The following is a 16,471-nucleotide window of genomic DNA, read 5'->3' as shown; positions in this document are numbered from 1 at the left end:
TACTATGCAGCCATGGCCCGCCCCCCGAACCCGGAACGCAAGAACGAGCTCCTCGATCAGATTGTCGAGTACCTTCTCGACAAGACCTTCGCGAGCCTGAGCTTCCGCACCCTGGCCGATGGCCTCGGCATCAGCAGCTACGTGCTTGTGTACCATTTCGGCAACCGCGAGGAACTCGTCAACGAGATCGTCCGGCACATTGAAGGCCGTCACGATGTCCTTAAACAGGAAAAGTCCGAGGACCTGACCCCGGACGGCTTCCGCAAGTGGCTGGTGGGCGGCTGGAATTCCCTGCTGATGGAGCGCAACCGCCACCTGCAGCGGCTGGAAATCGAGGCCGCCGTGCAGGATCCGGTGAGCCCGGCTCCGCGGGGTAGCGCGACGGAAAAGTTCGCGTACTGGCACTCGTTCATTACGGACTGGCTGATCGCCCAGGGACTTCCCCGCGAGCGGGCCAATCCCGCGGCTCGTGTCTTCACCTCGGGCCTGTACGGGCTCCAGTATGACTACGTCCTGAACAACGACCGGCCGGCTGTGGAGGAAGCACTCAATGTTCTGCTTGATCAGTTGATTCAAACCCTCGACACAGTGCTGGGCGGCGAGGTCAATGCTTCAAGCGGATAAAAATGAGCGGGTGGGCCATCCGGCCCACCCGCTCATTTCTGGTTCTGCCTAGAACTTGTTGGCGGCCTCAGCCTCGGAGTTCTGAGCTGCACCTGATCCGTTGCCGAGGTTGGCGCGGAGCTTCGCGCCGAGGTCAGCATCGACATTGGTCCAGTACTGGATAGCGCGCTCGCGGATGTGTGCGATGGTCACGCCGCCAACCGCTCCGGTGATGGTCTCCAGGAAGCGGGCCTTCTCGCCGTCGTCGAACACCTCCCGGTAAAGGGTGCCTGCCTGGCCGAAGTCATCATCCTCGGCGTGGAGGCTATGCGCAGTGCGTACCAGGTCGCCGTCGTTCTCCCAGCCGCCGTGCGCACCGTACTGTGCCGGGTCGGCCGCGGGGCCGCCCACCGAGTTGGGAGCGTAGACGGGAGTCTGCGGGGAGTTGAAGGCGTAGCGGGCAGCGCCGTCCTTCGAGTAGTTGCGTACCTCGTTCTTCGGTGCGTTCACCGGCAGCTGCGCGTGGTTGGTGCCCACGCGGTAACGGTGCGCATCTGCGTAGGAGAAGATGCGGGCCTGCAGCATGCGGTCCGGAGAAGCGGCGATACCCGGCACGAAGTTCGACGGCGCGAAGGTTGCCTGCTCGATCTGCGCAAAGTAGTTCTCGGGGTTGCGGTTCAGGGTCAGCTTGCCGACCGGGATCAGCGGGTAGTCAGCGTGCGGCCACACCTTGGTGAGGTCGAACGGGTTGAACCGGTAGTCCTTGGCGTCACTGTAGGGCATGACCTGGACCTTGAGGTCCCAGCTGGGGAAGTTGCCCTCCTGGATGTTCTCGTAAAGGTCGCGGATGTGGTGGTCGGCGTCCGAGCCGGCCAGTGCCTCAGCCTCGTCGGTGGTGAGGACCTCGTGGCCCTGGTTGGACTTGAAGTGGTACTTGACCCAGAACTTCTCGCCGCCCTCGTTGATCCACTGGTAGGTGTGCGAACCGTAGCCGTTCATGGTGCGCCAGGAGGCGGGAAGGCCGCGGTCGCCCATCAGCCAGGTCACCTGGTGTGCAGACTCGGGAGAGAGGGTCCAGAAGTCCCACTGCATGTCTGCATCGCGCAGGTTGGAGCCGGGGAGGCGCTTCTGGGAGTGGATGAAGTCCGGGAACTTGATGCCGTCGCGGATGAAGAACACCGGAGTGTTGTTACCGACGAGGTCGTAGTTGCCTTCGGAGGTGTAGAACTTCAGGGCGAAGCCACGGGGGTCGCGCCAGGTGTCAGGGGAGCCCTGCTCGCCTGCAACGGAGGAGAAGCGCAGCAGAGTCTCGGTCTTCGCGCCCGGCTGGAAGAGTGCGGCCTTGGTGTACTTGCTCACGTCTTCGGTGGCTTCGAAGACACCGAACGCGCCGCCGCCCTTGGCGTGCACTACGCGCTCGGGAACGCGCTCGCGGTTGAACTGAGCGAGCTTCTCGATCAGGTAGTGGTCAGTCAGCGGGATGGCGCCGTCGCGGCCCAGTGCTGAGGAATTGCTGTCGTCAACAACCGGGGCACCCGATTGGGTCGTGCTGAAGTTGGCAGTCATGGATTCTCCTTCTTTCAATGATTAATTACTAGTTCGGGAAGTTCGAGATTCTTTTCACGGCAGTCAGCGCAGAGGCCCTGATAGACCACGTCGGCGATCTGGATAGTCATCTGACTGGATCCGGGAGACCAGTGCGGCGTGAGGCAGGGTGCGTGTCCAACGGCGCAGTCCACGTCCTCGATCCGGCCGCACCCCGTGCACACGGCGTGGTGGTGGTTGTCGTTGACCCTTGTCTCATAGCGCGCGGGGGAGTGTGGCGGTTCAATCCTCCGCAGCAGCCCGCTCGTAGTGAGGTCGGAGAGCACGACGTATACCGACTGCACGGTGATGTCGGCGAGTTCGGCGCGGGCCGCTGTGACGACGTCGTCGGCGGTTGAATGCGGCGACCGCTCGACGGCGGTAAGGACCGCCAGACGCTGCTTGGTTACCCTGCGTCCCACTGAACGCAGGGACGCAGCCCAGGTGTCAGCGGAGACGGTTTGCTCGGTCATGGGAACAGTCAACCACTTATTTTGACCAATTCATAATAGGGCGCGCACGTACCGTAGTCTGGGGGAAGACATCACTATGAAGGGTTGTGGAATGGGCCGTACGCCCTGGGAAGAAGTGCGCCAGGAGCGCATTGGAGACTGCGTTGTGACCGTGCGAAGCGTTGGGCACGGGGAGGCGGTTGTTCTCGTTCACGGAATCGGTGTTTCCGCCCGCTACTTCCAGAGACTCGCCACCGAGCTTGCAGTCACCAATACTGTGTACGCGATCGAGTTGCCTGGGTTCGGCGCGTCTCCCGGGCCTGGGCGGCCCTTGTCCGTGCCCGAGCTCGGCGACATCGTGCTAGCGGCGCTACGCAGGCTGGACCTCAGCAGCGTCGTGCTCGTGGGCCACTCGATGGGCTGCCAGGTGGCGACGGAAACCGCTGCCCGCGCGCCGGAACTGGTCCACAAGCTGGTGCTGCTCGGTCCCACCGTGAACGATCGCGAGCGCTCGATCCGCATGCAGGCGCTGCGTCTGGCACAGGACACGCTGCGTGAATCACCCGCGGCGAACTGGATTGTGTTCACCGACTACCTGCGCGCGATCGTCCCCTATATGCGGACGCTTCCCGCAATGGTGAACCACAGGCTCGAGGAGGCGCTTCCGCAGGTTGCCTGCCCGATAGTTCTGGTACGCGGGGAGCGTGACCCTATTGTGCCCTCTGACTGGCTGGAGCGCCTGGCCGCTGTGAACCCGAACAGCACAATCGTGGAGGTCCCCGGGGTGCCCCACGTCCTGATGCACAGCCGACCTGAAGAGACCGCCCGCGGGGTCCTCACTGGAGACCCGCGTGCTGCTGCTTAGGCGCGGGTGGGCCTGGGCGCTCGATTATGCCTACGTCGCCTTCTGGCAGGTCCGCGGTTTCATCTTCAGGGGTGATGCCCGCCGTCAGTTGTCCGGAGACGCGGCGCCTGTTGTCCTGCTCCCCGGCATCTATGAGCCCTGGCAGTTCATGCATCCCGTGGCCTCCCACCTTCACGGCAACGGGCACCCTGTCCATGCGGTCACGGCGCTGGGATACAACCGCGGAAGCGTTCCTGCGATGGCGGAGCTGGTGGCGCAGTATCTTCGTGAACGTGACCTCAACGACGTCGTTCTCGTGGCCCACAGCAAGGGCGGGCTGATCGGCAAATACGTCATGACCCTTCCCGACTCGGCGCCGCGCATCCGTCAGCTGGTTGCCGTGAACTCGCCGTTCTCAGGCTCGGTCTATGCCATGTTCGCGCTGTTGCCCAGCCTGCGCGCCTTTTCCCCGCGGAACCGGACATTGAACGCCCTGCGGGCCAACCTGGACGTCAATTCACACATCACGTCCATCTATGGGACGTTCGATCCGCACATTCCGGGCGGCAGCGAACTGGTGGGCGCTGCGAACGTGCAACTGGATGTGATGGGGCATTTCCGGATACTGGGGAACAAGCGGCTGCTGGAAGCCGTCGACGCCGCGATCGCGGCACATGCGCCGGATCCGGCGGTGTAGTGCTCTAGGAAGGGCCGATGCGCTTGGCGATTGCGACGGCGTCGGCCGGGCTTGAAAGCCACGGCTCACCGTGTCCGGTGAGCACCTTGTCAGCAGGCAGCGCCGCAAGCCGGTCGAGCGAGTCAAGCGCCAGCGGCGAGTTGGCAGTTGCTGCTCCGGAAACGATCTGCGGTCCCTTCACCCCGGTGTAGGGGTTCAGCGTGACGAAGGCATCCCCGCAGATGAGTACCCGCCGGTCGGGGAAGTGGAGGGCGATGTGACCGTCGGTATGCCCGGGTACGTGGAGCACCTCCGGTGTTCCGGGCAGGTTGTTCGCTATTCCGGGCGTCAGGGGGAGGGTGTCGGTAACGCCGCGAACGTTCACTGCTCCGGCAAGTGTCATCCGCCCAAGGATGGGCAGGCTGCCGGGGTTGTGCAGCGGGACTGTCAAACGGTTCAGCTCGTGCTTGTAGCGGTAGGGGTGAGCGGCGATATAGGCGTCGTCCGGATGGACGAGAATCGGCAGCCGGTACGTGCTCCGCAGTTTGGCGGCGACCCCCACGTGGTCGAAGTGCCCGTGCGTGAGGACCAGCGCCACCACGGCGTCCTCAAATCCCAGTTCACGCAGCGCTGCGCGGATACGCGGCCAGATCCCGGGCAGGCCGGCGTCGACAATCATGACGCGTCCGTCCTGCTCGATGAAGTAGACATTCACGTGGGCGTGTTCGAGCCAGTGGATGCCTTCGGCGACCTCGCTGGTGAGCATGGCGATTCCCTCCCGTTATCAATCCCGCTGTGGGAGCAACCATAGCCATCGGAGCAGGGAAAGTCAGCAGGCTGATGAACCGTTCGGGCGTACGCGAGTCGTTGCTGGAGGTAACCGCTTTGCCGGTAGACTTGCCCGGTGCCCAGACTCCTCGCCGACATTACGCCGCTGAGGGAAAGTCCGGCCTTCCGCCGGATGTATTTCGGAACCGCACTCTCTGCGATCGGCACCAACCTCACCCTTGTGGCGGTCAGCCTGCAGGTTTACGACATCACCGGCTCCAGTCTCAACGTGGGCCTGATCGGGTTGTTTGCCCTGGTGCCGCTCATTTTCGCCGGGTTGTATGGCGGCGCCGTCGCGGATGCCCACGACCGCCGCAAGGTGGCGCTGCTGTCCGGATTCGGATTGTGGGGCTCGACAATCGGCATCGCGGTGCAGGCATGGAGCGGTGCCGACAATGTCTGGCTGCTGTACATTCTGATCGCCGTGCACAGCGGGTTTGCCGGTATCAACCAGCCGACGCGGACCGCCATCATTCCAAGATTGGTGCGCCCGGAACTGCTGCCGGCCGCCAATGCCCTTTCGATGATCACCTTCGGGCTCGCCTTCACAGTGGGTCCCATGCTTGCCGGACTGCTCATCGCGCAGGTGGGCTACGGCTGGACCTACACGATCGACGTCGTTACCTTCACTGCCGCGCTGTGGGCGCTGTTTCGGCTCCCCGCGATGCCGCCGGAGGGCCCGGTGCGCCGCGCCGGTCTCAGCACCGTCATCGAAGGCTTCCAGTATCTCGGCACGCGTCCCAACATCCGGATGACTTTCCTCATCGACCTCGCCGCAATGGTCATGGCGCAGCCACGGGTTCTCCTGCCGGCGGTGGGTGCTGTGTTTATCGGGGGCGGCGAGCTGACGGTCGGAATCCTACTCGCGGCGACCGCATTCGGGGCAGTTCTCTCGGGCCTGTTTTCCGGCCCACTGGGACTGGTCCACCGCCAGGGCCGGGCTGTCCAGTGGGCAGTGGTCGGCTGGGGTGCATCAATCAGCGGGTTCGGACTCGTGGTCATTCTGGCCGGACGCTCTCCCGACGGCGGGATGACGCCGTGGATCATTCCCGCCGCCGTCTGCCTCCTACTGGCCGGTGTCTCTGATTCGGTCAGCGGCGTGTTCCGGAGCACCATCCTGCAGTCAGCCACTCCTGATGCGATGCGCGGGCGGCTGCAGGGCGTGTTCATCGTCGTCGTTGCAGGCGGCCCCAGGCTGGGCGAGCTGGTCGGCGGAGGGTTCGCCGAGTGGATCGGCGAGGGCTGGACAGCCCTGTGGGGCGGGATCGTCTGCATGCTGCTCGTGCTGCTGCTGGCCCGTCTTCAGCCGCGCTTCGGCCAGTACGATTCGCGCAACCCCGAGCCCTGACCTGTTACCGGCCCAGCCGGTCGTTCAGATCCTGCGCCCGCCGGTAGTAGTCGGTGAGCTGCAGCTCAGAGGCGGCCTCCGCATCAAGAATGACGACGGCGCGCGGATGCAGCTGGAGGACTGATGCGGGGCAGAAAGCACTCAACGGGCCCTCTATCATCGCCCGGACGGCGGAAGCCTTTCTGGCACCGAGTGCCACGAGCACAGCCTGCCTCGCCTCACCGATTGTGCCGAGCCCCTGGGTCAGGCAAAGCTGTGGGACTTCACCTCCGGGGAAGAACCGCGCGTTATCCTTCAGGGTGGCACGGGCCAGCGTTTTGACCCTTGTGCGCGAGTTCAGGGAAGAGGTCGGCTCATTGAATCCGATGTGTCCGTTCGCGCCGATGCCCAGGATCTGGACATCGACCCCTCCGTTATCGCGAATCGCCGCGTCGTACCGGGCGGCTTCAGCAACCAGGTCTTCGGCATCCCCATGTGGACTGAGCAGCCGGGAGAGCGGAAGATCCACGTGGTCGACGAATTCCCGCCGGATAGTGGAGTGGTACGACTGCTCATGGTCCAGGGGTAACCCCGCATACTCATCGAGAGTGAACGCAGTGGTGTCCCGGAAGCTCAGCTCTTCTTGACGGTGGCGCCGGATGAGTTCCCGGTAGGTTCCTGCGGGTGAACTGCCGGTTGCCAGTCCCAGCACCGCCGGTCCGCGCCGCACACGCGCTTCGATGATGTCCGCGGCTCGCGAGCCAACCCGCTCCGGTGAGTCACAGATGATGACCTGCACGGTTACGTCCTTCCACTTGTCGGCTGCTTCAGGAGGGCGCCGGCGCGGTACACGTGCTGAACCTCGAGCTCGTTCGAGGTGACCAGCACGTCCGCCCTGCGTCCCGGCGCGAGGGTGCCGACGTCGTCGTAGCCGATCAGGCGCGCCGGAGTGGAGGACGCGGCGGCGACCGCGTCTACGAGCGGGATGCCCCAGTCGCGGCACCGGCGGACGTTCTCCAGCAACCGGCTTGTGCTGCCGGCGATCGCGCCTTGACCCTCAGGGGAGGCAAGTCGCGCCGTGCCGCCTTGCACCTCGACGTCCAATCCGCCGAGAGTGTACGTTCCGTCCGTCATTCCGGCGGCGGCCATGGCGTCCGTGATGAGCGCGATGCCGTCCGGGCCGACCAGCCCGAAGACCATCCGGACAGTGTCCGGGTCCAGGTGAGCGCCGTCGGCGATGAGTTCGAGCACCATGGATCCCGGCGCACGCCGGGCGGTCTCCAACAGCACGGCAATAGGGCCCGGGTGGCGATGATCAAGCGGCGGCATCCGGTTGAAGAGATGGGTGGCTGACCACGGTCCCTGTGGGCCGGACTCGAGGGCCCCGCGCACCCGGGTGGATGTCGCGGCGGTATGCCCGATCGACGGTACGACGCCGTGCTCCCGGCACAGCGCGACGAGCTCGTCGAAGGAGGCTGTCTCGGGGGCGAGCGTGATGGACCGGATGGTCCCCCGCCCGGCCTCCAGCCACGAACGGAGCAGGTCCGGGTCACCGTCGATGATCGCTGCCGGGTTCTGCGCCCCGCACATCTCGGCGGCGATGAACGGACCCTCCAGATGGAGGCCGGCCAGCGTGCCGTCGTCTACGAGGTCACGCAGCGCCCCGATCTGTTCCAGCAGCTCGTCAGCCGGGGCGGAGACCAGTGAGGCAAGTAGCGATGTCGTTCCGCTGGCCGCATGGTGGGCGGCAACCGCGCGGGCTGCTTCCTGGTCTGCGGAGAAGGTGTGCCCTCCACCGCCGTGACAGTGGAGGTCCACGAACCCCGGCAGGATCAGCGGAACCCGGTCGACCCGGTCCGGGCTGCCGGGCGGAAGGGCCGACGCCGGACCGCACCATTCGATGCGGTCCCCGGCGAGCCAGACGGCGCCGTCGTCAATTTCTTCCGCACCCGGCCGGCCGGTAATCAGCCCGCCGCGGAGTACCCGGTGCTGACCGGTGCGCACCTCTTCCCGCATGCGGTGCACCTTCCCTTGATTACGTCTGGACAGGGCTCACTGTCGTGGCGGCGTCCACTCTTGTCAACTTACTCATGCCCTCACACGGCCGAGACCTGACGTTAGCGCCAGCCCTCAACGAATAGCCCGTTACACCGTTCCCATACCGCGACATACTGGGGTCATGGACAAGCTCACCAGCACGCAGATTCTCGAAGCAGGGCTCGATGACTGGCGCCAGCTCGCGCAGGGCATCCACGCCCGGTTCCGTACGGGCAGCTTCACCGCGGGCCTGCGGTTCCTCACGGCCATCACCGAGGCCGCCGAAGCGGCAAACCACCACCCGGACGTCACCCTCACCTACCCGTACGTTGACCTGAAACTGATCAGTCACGACGTCGGAGCGCTGACAAATCGCGATGTAAACCTCGCCCGGACCATCAGCTCCATTGCGAGTGACCAGGGCCTTAAGCCACAACCGGTGGCGCTCGCTGAGGTGGAACTGGCGCTTGATACAGCCGCGCTCGCCGCCGCCGGACCGTTTTGGGCCGCCCTGCTCACCGGCGACGCCGGCAACGTGGACGGTGACGACGTCGTCGACCCCGCCGGCCGCGTCCCCCTGCTCTGGTTCCAGGACACCGAAGCGCACGAGACTCCGCGCCAACGGTTCCATCTGGACGTCTGGGTGCCTCATGACATGGCCGAGGCCCGTATCGCCGCGGCTGTCGCGGCCGGAGGCGCCGTCGTCGACGATTCGCAGGCGCCGTCCTTCACGGTGCTGGCCGACGGCGAGGGTAACCGCGCGTGCGTCTGTACGGTCCTCGAACGCTGAGGGGCCGCGCAGCGGGCTGTGGAACAGCTGACATCACAAGGCCGTTGTACCGGTAGGTAACCCAACAAGGAGAACAGGTGCACAACCACTTCAACGGGGCCAAGACGGCCCTGCTCTTCGGATCCCTCATGGGGATTTTTCTGCTGTTCGGCGCCGTCATTGCCTCGGCCACGCGCAGTTCGGCGTTCCTGTGGATCTTCGCGCTGATTGGTGTCGGGTCGATCGCGTACAGCTACTGGAACAGCGACAAGCTCGCCATCCGCAGCATGAAAGCCGTGCCGGTGACGGAGCAGCAGGCACCGGCGATGTACCGCATCGTCCGTGAACTCAGCGCCAAAGCGGGCAAGCCGATGCCCCGCCTGTACGTCTCGCCGACCATGGCGCCGAATGCCTTCGCCACCGGCCGAAACCCGGAGAACGCGGCGGTCTGCTGCACCCAGGGCATCCTGCAGATCCTCAACGAGCGGGAACTGCGCGGGGTGCTCGGGCACGAACTCATGCACGTCTATAACCGCGACATCCTGACCGGATCGGTCGCAGCCGCGGTCGCTGGCGTCATCACCTCCGTGGCGCAGATGTTTGCCTTCACCGGCATGATGGGCGGACACCGCGGCCAGGGTGGAAACCCGATTGCGGCGTTGCTGCTCGCTTTTCTCGCCCCGCTCGCAGCAGGGTTGATCCAGATGGCGATCGGCCGTACCCGCGAATATGACGCCGACGAGGACGGCGCCCGTCTCACCGGCGACCCGCTGGCCCTCGCCTCCGCACTGCGAAAGCTGGAGCGCGGAACCCAGCAGGCACCGCTGCCCCAGAGTCAGCAGTTGGTCAACACGTCCCATCTCATGATCGCCAACCCGTTCCGCGGCGGCGGGGTGCAGAAGCTGTTCGCCTCGCACCCGCCGATGGAGCAGCGCATTTCCCGACTCGAAGGTATGGCGGGCCGGGCCCTCCAGTAGCCCCGGCACGGAGTCCGGTACGACGACGGCGACGCCCCCTGGCAAGGGAGCGTCGCCGTCGTCGTTGGTTGGTGGTCCGCCTAGCGGAAGTTAACGAACTGGAGGTCAGCCTCGTCGAAGTTCTTGAGCAGAGCCATGGTGGCCTGCAGATCATCGCGGGACTTGGAGCTGACGCGAAGCTCGTCGCCCTGGATCTGAGACTTGACACCCTTGGGAGCCTCGTCGCGGATGAGCTTGTTGATCTTCTTGGCGACGTCCTGGGCGATGCCCTCCTTGATGGAGGTTTCGAGCCGGAATTCCTTGCCCGAGGGGTACGGCTCGCCCGTGTCGAGCGACTTGAGCGAAATGCCGCGCTTGATCATCTTGGACTGCAGGACGTCCAGCACCGCGAGGACGCGCTCTTCGGAGTTGGCTTTCATGAGGATCTTCTCGCCGCTGAAATCCACCTCGGCGCCGACGCCCTTGAAGTCGTAGCGCTGGGCGAGTTCCTTCTGTGCCTGGTTCAGCGCGTTGGCGACTTCCTGCTTGTCTACCTTGCTCACAACATCAAATGTGGATTCGCTGGCCACCGTTGCCTCCTTCTAAGGTTGGTTTTTTCCTGCTTCTACCCTAAATCACGCCGTCGAAACGGGCGGCTCTCATCCGGGGCTGAAACGGTGGCGGGCGGCCTCCGAGCCCTTAATTTTCAGCCTCCGACGCCCGATTCGATTATGGGCGGGATGTTCTGTAAAGTTGTTTTGCCTGCGGACGGCGATCCGCAGGTGGTCTTCTTCGAAGACGTTCGGCAGATTACCCGAGCGGCCAAAGGGGGCTGACTGTAAATCAGCTGGCACAGCCTACGGGGGTTCGAATCCCTCATCTGCCACTCGCCACGAAGGCCCGTACTACCCCGGAAACACAGGGGAGTGCGGGCCTTTCGCTTTGCCTGGTTCAGGCCAGTGGCAACATTCTGGCAACACCTGCGGTTGAAACCGCTTGATCGAGGGCGTCGGCAACGGCGTCAAGATCGGCATCGAAGAGATCCGCGTAGATGTCCAACGTCATAGCTGCCGAGCTATGCCCGAGCATCCGCTGCACCGCCTTCACGTTCGCGCCTGCGGACACGGCGAAGCTCGCCGCGGTGTGCCGTAAGTCGTGTGGGGTTATGCGGGGAAGTCCGGCCCGTTGGACGGCGCCGGTGAACCAGCCGCCTCGATCGGCTTGCACGCGAGTCGATCGCAGATAACCGGTTCCATCCTCGCCAGGGAACACCAGATCGTCCCGCCCCTTGCCCTCGCACATCCTAGCCAGTGGCTCGGAGAGGAACCGGGGAAACGGCACGGTCCGCCGCTTGTGGTTCTTCGGCGTGCCAACCTCGACGCGCCCGCCGACCTCGACCGCGTTCTCCTCGATGTGGATTCGCCGTTTGAGCATGTCCAGGTTGCGCACCCGCAGCCCTACTGCCTCGCCCCAGCGCAGCCCGCAGTAAGCGAGCACGAGGACGAGCGTCTCGTGCTTTGATTCCTCCGCCAGCCGGTGAATTTGCTCGTGGCTGAGGTAGACGTGGGCTTTCCTGCCCTTCCGCGGGAGGATCACTCCGCGGGCGGGATTCGAAAGCACGCGACGATCATCGACCGCGCCGTCCAGGATCGACGCGAGAATCCCGTAAGCACGGATCACCACGGTCGCCGATTTCGGCTTACCCCCGCTTTCCTCGCCTGTCGTCAGAGCTGAAACCCACTGCTGCACGGCAGTCTTGCGAACTTCGGACACCGGGACCGGACCCCATTCGGGCATGACGTGATTCCGCCAGGCTGCTTCAACGGGTCGGTATGAGGATGGTTTCAGATGAGATTGCCGCTTCAACCAGGAAGGGCCGAGCTCGGCGATCGTCACGCGGGCCGCGCCAGGGTCGATGAACTCCCCGCGGGCCTTTGACACTTCCACGGAGGCTAGGAAGAGCTCGGCGTCACGCTTGGTACGGAAACCCCGCTTCGATGTTTGTTTCCGCTCCGGCGTCCGGTAGATCACGCGGTAACGGCGACCCGTTGCAGTGGAGTAGGGCTCAATCGTTGCCATTGCTGTCCGCCCGTAGCTCGTCGATAAGTGTGCGCGTGATTTGTCCGCGATGCTGTGGGCTGGCATCGGCTCCGGCCCTCTTGTCGCGCTCCACGGAGAGGTTGTGACCCCAGAGCCCGAGAGCACGATCGATCATCTCGTGCTTGCTGAGTCCGAGTTTCCGTGCGGCCCGCTCGTCACCTAACGAGTACCTTTCGATATTGAACTGATGACGGAACGTTGCTTGCGGATACTCAGCCAGAGTATTAGCGACAGCCTTAGCTGTGGCGTCGTCCGTCTTGCTCCAGAGGAGCACGGGATCGCCCTTCACAGCGCCCTGCAGCTCCGAGCCCAGCGGGGAGAGTTTATCGGTGACTGTGACCGGCCCGTCATAGGCCAGCAGGTCGGACAGGTGCACGTCATTCAAAGTTGTGCGGGCAAGCGCCAGGCTGAGCACGAGCAGCATGGGCAGGGTCGGATTGAGTTTGCCCCGTTCCAGGTCGACGACGCGCGCGGTCGACCACTTCAGTCCGAGCTGCCGGGCTTCAGATGCGAGCGCATCGAGGGTGACGCCGTGATCGGTTCTGATCTTTCGGGCGTTCTGGCCGATGACGGCGGGCAGGCTTATGGGCTTCTTCACACGACACAGACTAGCCGAAATAGTGTCTACTTGACAGTCGTTGACTACAGTGCTGCTATATAAGTAGCCGAAAGATCGGCTACTTGAACACCTGAAAGGTAGTCATGGAAGACAAGCTGCTCACTCCCGCAGAGTTGGGCCACCTACTCGACAAGACGCCGGCATCGCTCGCCCAATGGCGTTACCTCGGGTACGGCCCTAGGTTCGTCAAGCTCGGTCGCACCGTCCGCTACCGAGAGTCGGACCTCAATGCCTGGCTGGATGCCAACACCACGCAGCGCACCGGTGAACCGGCCGACATCGCCGGCCGGTAAACCCGCCCCCCACATACGGCAGAGGTTCAACCCCCGGGGCAAGGGCCTCAACAACAACCGACACACGAGGCCTACCGCGCCATCGCCGGGCCGGGCACAGGAGCAAAATCATGACCGTCATGGCGCCCGGCGTCACCCCCACCCTCGAAGTAGCCCGCTTCCTCGCCGAGCACGGCGTCAACGTAAATCCGATGCGTACCGACGGCAGCGAAGAACCCGCCCTCAAAACGTGGAAAAAATACCAGACACGGCAACGAATCTCCGCCGCAATACACCCCCGATTGGCATCCGGCGGTGCTACAGGATGAGGGCAGAGAAGCTGCGCCCAGCCAACGAAACCGGGCACCCACAAACTCAGTACACGACAACTTCACCTAGCGTTACAGCCGCGCCCGCTCAGGCGAACCACCAGGCCGCCGCCAGCCGACTCATCGGAGCGCTCAAAGACAAGGGACTCAAACAGGTTGGCGCCGACAGGTGGATGGCGCGCTGCCCAGCACATGACGACACAAACCCGTCACTCAGCATCCAGGGCGTACCAGGCCGTGTGCTCGTCCACTGCTTCGCCGGCTGCCCCGCTCAGGCAGTCGTCTCGGCCCTGGACTTGAAAATGGTGGACCTGTTCGACAGCCCGCGCGAGCGCGAATACAAGTACGACAACGGGCGCACAGTCCTACGCCAGTACGAGACCGGAGGCAAGAAACGCTTCACCCAGTCGAACACATCCAACCCTCCCGAGCTCTACGGGCGCGCGAAGGTCACGGCAGCCGTCGCGAAGCGTGAGGACATTTACGTTGCCGAAGGGGAAGAAGACGTGCGCGCACTCGGAATATACGGGGTCACCGCCACAACGGCTCCTCAAGGGGCGGGCAACTGGGACAAGGTCGATTACACGATCCTTATCGGTTCGCGTGTGCATATCGTCGCCGATCTCGACAAGCCAGGGAAGATTCGCGCGGCCGGACTCAGACGTCACCTGAAGGCTATCGGCGTTCAAGACGTTGACGTACTTGTCCCAGCGACAGGAAAAGATGCCGCAGACCATGTGGCCGCGGGCCGGACGCTCACCGAACTGATTGAACTGCCCGAAGCGGACTTACCGGGGAGCGAAGCTACCGAATTTCAGCGAAGCAGGGGCGAAGACTACGCGGCCCGCCTTAACTCGCAATGCCTCTCCACACCGGAACCCGTGAAGGGTGAAGTCGATGAGACGACACTCGCCGCAGCCGAAGCCGCCGCCTTCCGTGCCCAAGCGGACGGCAGTGGCGGGGGAACTGCAGCACGGATGGTGCCAGCCACCACGGCGACGGATGAGCCGCCCGAGCCGCTCGTGGATCCCGTGGAAATCCTTGACCGCGTGCACGCATTCCTTGGCAGGTTCATCGCCTACCCCTCAGTGGAAGCGCACGCAGCCCACACCCTATGGATCACCCACGCACACCTTGTCAGAGCCTTCGAAAACACCCCCCGGCTCGCCTTCCTGTCACCCGAACCAGGATCAGGGAAAAGCCGCTGCCTGGAACTAACCGAAGCGCTCGTGCCGAACCCGGTCCTCTCCGTGAACGCTTCCCCCGCCTACATATTCCGCAAAATCAGCGACAAGGAAGGCCTCCCGACCCTACTCATGGACGAAATCGACGCCGTGTTCAGCATGGGGAAAACCGACGGTAACGAGGACCTCCGCGCCCTCCTCAATTCCGGTTACCGTAAAGGCGCTGTAGCGGGGCGGGCAGCGATCCGCGGGAAAGAAGTCGTAACCGAGGAATGGCCGTCCTACTGCGCGGTCGCCGTCGCCGGGCTTAACCAACTACCCGACACGCTCATGACCCGGTCCATCGTGATTTCGATGAAACGCAGGCGCCCGGACCAGAAAGTCGCCCCCTACCGACGTCGCGTTAACGCCGCTGAGACAGTCGCCCTCACCCGGCAGCTCGCCCGGTTCGCCGAAAGTGTCCGCGGGCACATCGGCGACGCCTGGCCCGACATGCCCGAAGGAATTGAAGACCGCGACGCCGACCTATGGGAGCCCATCCTCGCTATCGCCGACGCCGTAGGAGGACACTGGGCCGAAACGGCACGTGCGGCGGCCACCGCTATGGTCGCCGCCGCAAAGGAGAAGCCGGCAACACTCGGCATCCGCCTCCTGGCCGATATACGCGCCGTCCTTGACGGCAGGGAACGCATAAGCACCGGCGACCTCCTAAAAGGGCTCCACGCATTGGAAACGGCACCGTGGAAAAACCTCAAGGGCGAACCGATCGACGCACGGTTCCTCGCCAACATGCTCAAGCGCTACGAAGTGCCGACAAACAACACCCTAAGGTTCGGATACGGCACCGGAAAGGGATACCAGCCCTCACACTTCGCGGACGCCTTCGCACGCTACCTGCCACCCGTAACCGACGTTACCGACGTTACCGACGCTGGAAACCCCGCAGGCGAGGAACAGGGTGCCGGTTACCCAACAGGCAAAAGTGACAGGGAGGGGGATCAAGTCATTCTCAATAAGGAGCGGCATATTCGCAGTATGGACCCGGAAGCACCGCCCTCCTCTCTTACTCCTCAGCTCGGTAACAGCGGTAACACGCCCTTTACGAGTGGCGATCCCGGCGCCGAGCGCTGCTACCTCCACCGCGCCAGCCCGAAGCCCGACGCCTGCTACACCTGCGCCGAGAATGCACGAACGCAAGCAACCAGCAAGGACAAAAAATCATGATCAACAACCACACCCCCGCCGCCACCCAGGAACCCTCGATTTATCAGAAACACGTCCGCGCGTACGGCAGCCATGAGGAAGCCGCCGCCGTATTCCTTGAAAGGAGCCACGGCGCCGTCGGTGAGTACGAAGCTCACGCCTTCAAGCAATCCCTCCTCAATGCGTCGGTGCTCGCCCAGCAGGCGCAGGTCCATGCCACGCTCGCCCAGGCTGAGGCCACCCAAGCGGTCGCCGACGCTATCCGGGCGACGCTCACCACATGACCCGCCCTACACGGGCCGAGCGGGCCGCCAGGGCATCCGCCCGCCTCGAAGCCGACCTCGCCGCCTTCCTAGGACTCGACGCCCTCCCCGACAGGGTGCCGGCACCACACAGGCCCCCACCGACACCACCCAACCCCCGCTGCGCGTTGGCAGATACCCTCACCATCCGAGACACCATCCTCGAACTACTGCCCGACCACGAGCGCACCAGCCACGAGTGGAGGGTATTCACCGACTTGGCAGCCACGATCGCCGCCGAGCGCATCCACGCCCACAACCAGCGCCAAGCCAGAGACGAGCGACAAGACGCCCTCGCTCGAGAGGCAGTCGCAGGGCTCTACGGACTCAGACCGCCCGACAGGAGCGACCAGTGAGCCAGCAAGTAACAAGAGGCGAAGCGACAA

The 16,471-nt window shown here is 64.2% G+C and carries 19 protein-coding genes and 1 tRNA gene; 12 read left to right on the top strand and 8 right to left on the bottom strand.

Annotation, left to right across the window (positions count from 1 at the left end):
- Positions 1–12: 12 nt before the first annotated feature.
- Positions 13–624: a TetR/AcrR family transcriptional regulator gene (locus AC4D1W_RS08860; RefSeq protein ID WP_490889808.1), complete on the top strand. Its 612-nt coding sequence runs from the start codon at positions 13–15 to the stop codon at positions 622–624.
- A 48-nt stretch (positions 625–672) separates the two neighbouring features.
- Here the strand turns inward: AC4D1W_RS08860 and AC4D1W_RS08855 are convergent, their stop codons facing one another.
- Positions 673–2,169 carry a catalase gene (locus tag AC4D1W_RS08855; protein WP_490889807.1) on the bottom strand — a complete coding sequence of 499 codons (1,497 nt, stop codon included), beginning with the start codon at positions 2,167–2,169 and terminating at the stop codon, positions 673–675.
- A gap of 14 nt (positions 2,170–2,183) precedes the next feature.
- Entirely contained in the window at positions 2,184–2,660 is a 477-nt protein-coding gene (locus tag AC4D1W_RS08850) for a Fur family transcriptional regulator (protein WP_490889805.1), read from the bottom strand.
- Positions 2,661–2,751: 91 nt separating this feature from the next.
- Between AC4D1W_RS08850 and AC4D1W_RS08845 the strand changes: the two genes are divergently transcribed.
- Together AC4D1W_RS08845 and AC4D1W_RS08840 are read left to right on the top strand one after the other, a co-directional pair.
- Positions 2,752–3,504 (top strand): alpha/beta fold hydrolase, encoded by a 753-nt coding sequence (locus AC4D1W_RS08845; protein ID WP_490898523.1) that lies wholly within the window; start codon positions 2,752–2,754, stop codon positions 3,502–3,504.
- Entirely contained in the window at positions 3,491–4,180 is a 690-nt protein-coding gene (locus tag AC4D1W_RS08840; protein ID WP_490898522.1) for an esterase/lipase family protein, read from the top strand. The genes AC4D1W_RS08845 and AC4D1W_RS08840 overlap by 14 nt, the downstream gene beginning before the upstream one ends.
- Before the next feature lie 4 nt (positions 4,181–4,184).
- On the opposite strand, the gene AC4D1W_RS08835 is transcribed toward AC4D1W_RS08840, so the two are convergent.
- Complete coding sequence (locus tag AC4D1W_RS08835) at positions 4,185–4,925, bottom strand: MBL fold metallo-hydrolase (protein ID WP_490898521.1); 741 nt, start codon at positions 4,923–4,925, stop codon at positions 4,185–4,187.
- 138 nt (positions 4,926–5,063) lie between these two features.
- Here AC4D1W_RS08835 and AC4D1W_RS08830 point away from each other — a divergent pair, with 138 nt between their 5' ends.
- Positions 5,064–6,335: an MFS transporter gene (locus AC4D1W_RS08830; protein ID WP_490898520.1), complete on the top strand. Its 1,272-nt coding sequence runs from the start codon at positions 5,064–5,066 to the stop codon at positions 6,333–6,335.
- Between the two features lie 4 nt (positions 6,336–6,339).
- On the opposite strand, the gene nagB is transcribed toward AC4D1W_RS08830, so the two are convergent.
- On the bottom strand, positions 6,340–7,113 hold the full coding sequence (gene nagB, locus AC4D1W_RS08825; RefSeq protein ID WP_490898519.1) for a glucosamine-6-phosphate deaminase: 774 nt from the start codon (positions 7,111–7,113) through the stop codon (positions 6,340–6,342).
- 2 nt (positions 7,114–7,115) lie between these two features.
- Complete coding sequence (nagA, locus tag AC4D1W_RS08820) at positions 7,116–8,330, bottom strand: N-acetylglucosamine-6-phosphate deacetylase (protein ID WP_490898518.1); 1,215 nt, start codon at positions 8,328–8,330, stop codon at positions 7,116–7,118.
- Between the two features lie 163 nt (positions 8,331–8,493).
- Between nagA and AC4D1W_RS08815 the strand changes: the two genes are divergently transcribed.
- Complete coding sequence (locus tag AC4D1W_RS08815; RefSeq protein ID WP_490898517.1) at positions 8,494–9,141, top strand: 4a-hydroxytetrahydrobiopterin dehydratase; 648 nt, start codon at positions 8,494–8,496, stop codon at positions 9,139–9,141.
- A gap of 77 nt (positions 9,142–9,218) precedes the next feature.
- Positions 9,219–10,097 (top strand): zinc metalloprotease HtpX, encoded by an 879-nt coding sequence (htpX, locus tag AC4D1W_RS08810; RefSeq protein ID WP_490898516.1) that lies wholly within the window; start codon positions 9,219–9,221, stop codon positions 10,095–10,097.
- Between the two features lie 80 nt (positions 10,098–10,177).
- Here htpX and AC4D1W_RS08805 read toward each other — a convergent pair whose 3' ends face one another.
- Positions 10,178–10,666 carry a YajQ family cyclic di-GMP-binding protein gene (locus AC4D1W_RS08805; RefSeq protein WP_309071229.1) on the bottom strand — a complete coding sequence of 163 codons (489 nt, stop codon included), beginning with the start codon at positions 10,664–10,666 and terminating at the stop codon, positions 10,178–10,180.
- Between the two features lie 214 nt (positions 10,667–10,880).
- Between AC4D1W_RS08805 and AC4D1W_RS08800 the strand changes: the two genes are divergently transcribed.
- A tRNA-Tyr gene (locus AC4D1W_RS08800) sits at positions 10,881–10,962 on the top strand.
- 65 nt (positions 10,963–11,027) lie between these two features.
- On the opposite strand, the gene AC4D1W_RS08795 is transcribed toward AC4D1W_RS08800, so the two are convergent.
- Both AC4D1W_RS08795 and AC4D1W_RS08790 read right to left on the bottom strand, forming a co-directional pair.
- Positions 11,028–12,155, bottom strand: a complete 1,128-nt coding sequence (locus tag AC4D1W_RS08795; RefSeq protein WP_490898515.1) for a site-specific integrase — start codon at positions 12,153–12,155, stop codon at positions 11,028–11,030.
- Positions 12,142–12,774, bottom strand: coding sequence for a helix-turn-helix domain-containing protein (locus AC4D1W_RS08790; protein ID WP_490898514.1), 633 nt, complete (start codon positions 12,772–12,774; stop codon positions 12,142–12,144). The genes AC4D1W_RS08795 and AC4D1W_RS08790 overlap by 14 nt, the downstream gene beginning before the upstream one ends.
- A 104-nt stretch (positions 12,775–12,878) precedes the next feature.
- On the opposite strand from AC4D1W_RS08790, the gene AC4D1W_RS08785 reads away from it, so the two are divergent.
- The 5 genes from AC4D1W_RS08785 to AC4D1W_RS08765 all read left to right on the top strand — a co-directional run bounded on the left by AC4D1W_RS08785 (position 12,879) and on the right by AC4D1W_RS08765 (position 16,441).
- Positions 12,879–13,088 carry a helix-turn-helix transcriptional regulator gene (locus AC4D1W_RS08785; RefSeq protein ID WP_490898512.1) on the top strand — a complete coding sequence of 70 codons (210 nt, stop codon included), beginning with the start codon at positions 12,879–12,881 and terminating at the stop codon, positions 13,086–13,088.
- A gap of 110 nt (positions 13,089–13,198) precedes the next feature.
- Positions 13,199–13,396 (top strand): hypothetical protein, encoded by a 198-nt coding sequence (locus AC4D1W_RS08780; protein ID WP_490898511.1) that lies wholly within the window; start codon positions 13,199–13,201, stop codon positions 13,394–13,396.
- Between the two features lie 173 nt (positions 13,397–13,569).
- Entirely contained in the window at positions 13,570–15,804 is a 2,235-nt protein-coding gene (locus AC4D1W_RS08775) for a DUF3631 domain-containing protein (protein WP_490898510.1), read from the top strand.
- Positions 15,801–16,067 carry a hypothetical protein gene (locus AC4D1W_RS08770; RefSeq protein ID WP_490898509.1) on the top strand — a complete coding sequence of 89 codons (267 nt, stop codon included), beginning with the start codon at positions 15,801–15,803 and terminating at the stop codon, positions 16,065–16,067. Before AC4D1W_RS08775 ends, AC4D1W_RS08770 begins: the two co-directional genes overlap by 4 nt.
- Positions 16,064–16,441: a hypothetical protein gene (locus tag AC4D1W_RS08765; RefSeq protein ID WP_490898508.1), complete on the top strand. Its 378-nt coding sequence runs from the start codon at positions 16,064–16,066 to the stop codon at positions 16,439–16,441. Before AC4D1W_RS08770 ends, AC4D1W_RS08765 begins: the two co-directional genes overlap by 4 nt.
- Positions 16,442–16,471: the final 30 nt, after the last annotated feature.

The organism is Arthrobacter sp. TJ-170 (genome assembly GCF_058269305.1).
The sequence above is the reverse complement of the archived record's forward strand: the minus strand, read 5'-3'. Positions and strand labels throughout refer to the sequence as shown.

What these genes read in the sequence shown, in the direction of transcription:
- AC4D1W_RS08860 (WP_490889808.1), top strand. Translation starts at nt 13, where the DNA reads ATGGCCCGCCCCCCGAACCCGGAACGCAAGAACGAGCTCCTCGATCAG.
- AC4D1W_RS08855 (WP_490889807.1), bottom strand. Translation starts at nt 2,169, where the DNA reads ATGACTGCCAACTTCAGCACGACCCAATCGGGTGCCCCGGTTGTTGAC.
- AC4D1W_RS08850 (WP_490889805.1), bottom strand. Translation starts at nt 2,660, where the DNA reads ATGACCGAGCAAACCGTCTCCGCTGACACCTGGGCTGCGTCCCTGCGT.
- AC4D1W_RS08845 (WP_490898523.1), top strand. Translation starts at nt 2,752, where the DNA reads ATGGGCCGTACGCCCTGGGAAGAAGTGCGCCAGGAGCGCATTGGAGAC.
- AC4D1W_RS08835 (WP_490898521.1), bottom strand. Translation starts at nt 4,925, where the DNA reads ATGCTCACCAGCGAGGTCGCCGAAGGCATCCACTGGCTCGAACACGCC.
- nagA (WP_490898518.1), bottom strand. Translation starts at nt 8,330, where the DNA reads ATGCGGGAAGAGGTGCGCACCGGTCAGCACCGGGTACTCCGCGGCGGG.
- AC4D1W_RS08815 (WP_490898517.1), top strand. Translation starts at nt 8,494, where the DNA reads ATGGACAAGCTCACCAGCACGCAGATTCTCGAAGCAGGGCTCGATGAC.
- AC4D1W_RS08795 (WP_490898515.1), bottom strand. Translation starts at nt 12,155, where the DNA reads ATGGCAACGATTGAGCCCTACTCCACTGCAACGGGTCGCCGTTACCGC.
- AC4D1W_RS08785 (WP_490898512.1), top strand. Translation starts at nt 12,879, where the DNA reads ATGGAAGACAAGCTGCTCACTCCCGCAGAGTTGGGCCACCTACTCGAC.
- AC4D1W_RS08780 (WP_490898511.1), top strand. Translation starts at nt 13,199, where the DNA reads ATGACCGTCATGGCGCCCGGCGTCACCCCCACCCTCGAAGTAGCCCGC.
- AC4D1W_RS08775 (WP_490898510.1), top strand. Translation starts at nt 13,570, where the DNA reads ATGGCGCGCTGCCCAGCACATGACGACACAAACCCGTCACTCAGCATC.
- AC4D1W_RS08770 (WP_490898509.1), top strand. Translation starts at nt 15,801, where the DNA reads ATGATCAACAACCACACCCCCGCCGCCACCCAGGAACCCTCGATTTAT.
- AC4D1W_RS08765 (WP_490898508.1), top strand. Translation starts at nt 16,064, where the DNA reads ATGACCCGCCCTACACGGGCCGAGCGGGCCGCCAGGGCATCCGCCCGC.